A 4928-nucleotide genomic window follows, 5' to 3' on the forward strand; every position below is an offset into this window, starting at 1 on the left:
TGAACCATGAGCCTCGTCGGTCGCATACCCGGCCCTGACGGCGACATGCAGGTGCTTGGCGTGCCTGCCTGCGCCCTGTACTTCAAGACCACTTTTCTTGACCTTGTGCTGCCGCGCCTTCTGGCCGGGCGTGAGATTACCCGTGCCGAGCTTGCCCGCATGGGCGAGGGCGGTTACTGCCTGGCCTGCCACACCTGCACCTGGCCCAAGTGTTGGTTTGGTAAATAATGGAGTAAAATCCGCAAGTTCGTAGTCAGTTCAACGGCCTGTGAAAAAAAATCGCAGGCCGTTTTTCTGGCCGCTTTTGCGGTCGGGCCGGGTTGGTGGCAGGGACGTAAAAAAAATTTTTATGCCAAATAAAATAAGAAAAGAAAACTTCAGTAATTTCAGTGGATATTATGTACACGTTTTTTGTGGTTTTTCAGCAAAAAAAGGGCTGCACTGAATCATCGTGCAAGTATCTTGCTGTAATGGTATGACAATTTGCATGATAGGGAAAAATATCACAAACACTTGAAACAATAATATAAAATCTCGAACAATCTTGCGACATCACGTTTTTTGGAATATGGTGACCGCAACTCTTTATTATTATCAAGGCGTACACATTGTCGCCAAAGCATCTTTTGCGCGGCCGCCTGCCTCGGCCCCGCGCATGTGACAGGCACAAACAAGGAGAGGTCTCATGAAAAGCACTCGACGGAGTTTTCTCAAAGGTGTCGGTGCAGGGGTATTATGCCTTACGCTGGGGCACCTGGGTTTTGACCTGGGCGAAGCCCAGGCATACGCCGGCAAGCTCAAGATCGAGGGTGCCAAGGAAGTACAAAGCATCTGCCCCTTCTGTTCCGTTCAGTGTCAGGTTATCGCTTACGTCAAGGGTGGCAAGCTTGTCTCCACTGAGGGCGATCCGGACTTTCCCATTACCGAAGGCGCGCTGTGCGCCAAGGGCGCGGCGCTGTACTCCATGTACACCAGCGACCACCGCCTGATGAAGCCCATGTATCGCGCTCCTTTCAGCGATAAGTGGGAAGAAAAGGATTGGGACTGGACCCTTGAGCAAATAGCGCGCCGCGTCAAGGATGCACGCGACAAGGATATGATCCTGAAAAATGACAAGGGACAGACGGTCAACCGTCTGGAAAGCATCTTCTGGATGGGTACGTCGCACGCTTCCAACGAAGAGTGCGCGGTGATCCATCAAGCCTTGCGCGGCCTGGGTGTTGTCCATATGGACCACCAGGCGCGGGTCTGACACAGCCCCACTGTTGCGGCTCTGGCAGAGTCGTTCGGACGCGGTGCAATGACCAACCACTGGATCGACATCAAGAATGCCGATGCGGTGCTTATTATCGGCAGCAATGCCGCTGAACATCATCCCGTGGCTTTCAAGTGGATCATGAAGGCCAAGGACAACGGGGCCGTGCTCATGCACGTCGACCCCAAATTCTCGCGCACATCCGCCAGGTGTGATTTCCACGTACCCCTTCGGTCGGGTACGGACATTCCCTTCCTGGGCGGCATGCTCAACTACATCCTTGCAAACGGATTGTACCAGAAGGATTACGTCAACAACTACACCAACGCGGCCTTCGTTGTGGGTGACGGCTACGCCTTTGAAGACGGGCTGTTCAGCGGCTATGACGCTGCCACCCGCAAGTATGACAAAAGCAAGTGGGCCTTGGCCAAGGGGCCTGACGGCGGTCCTGTGGTGGATCCCACGCACAAGAACCCGCGCTGCGTCATCAACCTCATGAAGGACCATTACTCCCGCTATACGCTTAAAAACGTTTCCGACGTTACGGGCGTTTCGCAGGACAACCTGCTCAAGGTGTACAAAAACTTCTGCGCTACCGGCAGGCCGGACAAGGCGGGGACCATTCTTTACGCTCTGGGCTGGACACAGCACACCGTTGGCGTACAGAACATCCGCCTTTCGAGCCTTGTGCAGCTTTTGCTGGGCAACATCGGTATCGCAGGGGGCGGCATCAACGCGCTGCGCGGCGAACCCAACGTGCAGGGCTCCACAGACCATGCCCTGCTGTACAACAACATTCCCGGCTACCACGGTACGCCCCAGGCCCCGTGGCAGACTCTGGCCGAATACAACAAGGCCAATACCCCGGTGACGGCCGTGTCCAACAGCGCCAACTGGTGGGGCAACAGGCCGAAATATGTGACAAGTCTGCTCAAGGGCTGGTACGGCGATGCCGCCACCCCCGAAAACGACTTCTGCTACAGTCTGCTGCCCAAACTGGAACCGGGCGAGGACTATTCGTACATGTTCGCTATGGACAGGATATACAACAACAAGATCAAGGGCGGCTTCATCATGGGCGTAAACCCCATGAACAGCTTCCCCAATACCAACAAGATGCGGGTAGCCCTGGACAATCTTGACTGGTTGGTCTGTTCTGAAATCCATAACTCGGAAACCACGGACAACTGGCAACGCCCCGGCGTGGATCCCAAGACCAAAAAGACCGAGGTCTTTTTGCTGCCTTCGGCTCACCGCATTGAAAAGGCGGGAACCATCAGCAACAGCGGACGCTGGCTGCAGTGGTTCGACAAGGCCGTGGAGCCGGCCGGCGAGGCGCGCAACTTCGCTGATGTGGTTGTGCCGCTGTTTAACACCATCCGCCGCATGTACAAGGAAGAGGGCGGGGTGCTGCCCGAAGCCGTGCTCCAGATGAACTGGACGGACAAGTACGACCCCGAAGACTGGGCCAGGCGCATCAACGGCTTCTTCTGGGCCGACTCCAAGGTGGGCGACAAAGCGTATAAGCGCGGTCAGCTTGTGCCTACCTTCGGTGTGCTCAAGGATGACGGCACAACGTCTTCACTCAACTGGATATATACCGGAAGCTGGACGGAAGAAGACGGTAACAAATCGCGGCGGCGCGACCCCAGCCAGACGCCCATGCAGGCCAAGATCGGGCTTTACCCCAATTGGTCCTGGTGTTGGCCGCTCAACAGGCGCATCCTTTACAACCGCGCCTCGGTGGACATGAACGGCAAGCCTTTCAACCCCGACAGGGCTGTCATCGAATGGGACGGCAGCAAGTGGGTGGGCGATGTGCCAGACGGCCCGTGGCCGCCCATGTCTGACCCCAAGGGCAAGCTGCCTTTCATCATGGTCAAGGACGGGCTTGCCCAGTTCTACGGGCCTGGCCCGGCTGACGGTCCGTTCCCCGAACACTACGAACCTGCTGAAACGCCCCTGGCGAGCCATCCGTTCTCCAAGCAGCTCAGCAGCCCGGTGTATAAGTATCACAAGACCGACATGGACAAGATCGCGCCTCCGGCCGACCCGCGTTACCCCATAGTGCTGACCACCTACAGCCTTACCGAGCACTGGTGTGGCGGCGGTGAAACGCGCAACGTGCCCAACCTGCTGGAAACAGAGCCGCAGCTTTATGTGGAAATGAGCCACGAGCTGGCGAAGGAAAAGGGCATCAAGAACGGCGACGGTGTTGTGCTTGAAAGCGCGCGTGGCAATTGCGAGGCCATCGCTATGGTGACGGTGCGCATACGGCCCTTCACGGTTATGGGCAAGACAGTCCATCTGGTGGGCATGCCCTTTGCCTTTGGCTGGACAACGCCGAAAACCGGCGACTCCACCAACAGGCTTACCGTGGGCGCGTACGATCCCAATACCACCATTCCCGAGTCCAAAGCCTGCTGCGTCAACCTGCGCAAGGCTGAAAAACTCACCGAAATAGGCTAACGCGAAGGGCGCGCCCTCCCGTGAGGGCGCGCCTGACAAGGAGCATACTATGCCGAAAACATTCTTAGTTGACACCACGCGGTGCACGGCATGTCGTGGCTGCCAGTTGGCCTGTAAGGAATGGCATGATCTGCCTGCCAACCACACCAAACAGCTCGGCACGCATCAGAATCCGCCGGATCTGAATCCCAACAACCTCAAGATTGTTCGCTTTCACGAATATATCAATGACCAGGGCGACGTGGTCTGGAACTTCTTTCCCGACCAGTGCCGCCATTGCCTTACGCCGCCCTGCGTGGACGTGGCGGACATGGCTGTGCCGGGCGCCATCATACACGACAAGAAAACAGGGGCCGTGCTGGCTACGGAAAAATCGTCCAAGCTCAGCGAGGACGATGCCCAGGCCATACAGGAGGCCTGTCCTTATAATATCCCCAGGCGCGACCCTGAAAGTGGCCGCCTGACCAAGTGTGACATGTGCATTGACCGTGTCAGCGCGGGCATGCAGCCCATCTGCGTCAAAACCTGCCCCACGGGGGCCATGGTTTTCGGCGAGCGTGAAGAAATGCTGCCCCTGGCCCAAAAACGCCTTGAGACCGCCAAAAAACGTTGGCCCAAGGCTTTTCTGGCCGATATGGAAGATGTCAGCGTTATCTACCTGCTGGCCGACACCAAGGACAAGTATTACGAGTTCGCGGCCTTTATGTAGAGCGCTTCAGTCAGGTTTCAGTTTGGCATTGCCATAATTGTCAACTGAAACTATGCTGATCCACAGCGTTGGCGTCAGGCCTGCAGGGTATTCAACGGCTTCCGGCGTCATGCCGGAAGCCGGAACACACGGCACGGCCGGGCGGAACACTTGGGCATATCCCCGGCGAAAAGGCGTTTTCGCCGGAAACAGGCGGGCCGCTTTTGCAGTCGGGCCAGTGATACGGCATCAAGTGCGGCGCGCGGGAAACAGCCCGCGCGCCGCTGTCACCTTTCGGACGGAGGTTCCGGCCTCCGGGTTTTGGAGCATCAATGGCCTCATCCTGCCAAAGCGTGGCAAAAACCCTGGCGGAGGTAGTGGAATACCGCCCCGTGCTGGAACCCGTGCTGCGGGCGTTTGAACCCTTGCTGGCCGCCCAGGCCCAACTGGTTGATGATCTGGCCGACAGCATACGCGCTGCGGGGTTGAGCCTGCCTGAAGCACAGCCCGGCGCAC

At 57.4% G+C, this 4928-nt stretch carries 2 protein-coding genes and 2 pseudogenes; all 4 read left to right on the top strand.

The features are described from left to right. Positions 1 to 228: pseudogene (locus tag V6C07_RS01590) on the top strand (FmdE family protein); the annotation flags it as partial. A 457-nt stretch (positions 229 to 685) separates the two neighbouring features. Continuing rightward, positions 686 to 3724 carry a formate dehydrogenase-N subunit alpha gene (gene fdnG / locus V6C07_RS01595; protein ID WP_333534644.1) on the top strand — a complete coding sequence of 1013 codons (3039 nt, stop codon included), beginning with the start codon at positions 686 to 688 and terminating at the stop codon, positions 3722 to 3724. A gap of 49 nt (positions 3725 to 3773) precedes the next feature. Further along, positions 3774 to 4433: a 4Fe-4S dicluster domain-containing protein gene (locus V6C07_RS01600; protein ID WP_333534645.1), complete on the top strand. Its 660-nt coding sequence runs from the start codon at positions 3774 to 3776 to the stop codon at positions 4431 to 4433. Positions 4434 to 4744: 311 nt separating this feature from the next. Next, positions 4745 to 4928 (top strand): annotated as a pseudogene (locus V6C07_RS01605) (formate dehydrogenase accessory protein FdhE); the annotation flags it as partial.

It is taken from the genome of Desulfovibrio sp. 1214_IL3152, from assembly GCF_036763055.1.
Classification (GTDB): Bacteria; Desulfobacterota; Desulfovibrionia; order Desulfovibrionales; family Desulfovibrionaceae; genus Desulfovibrio.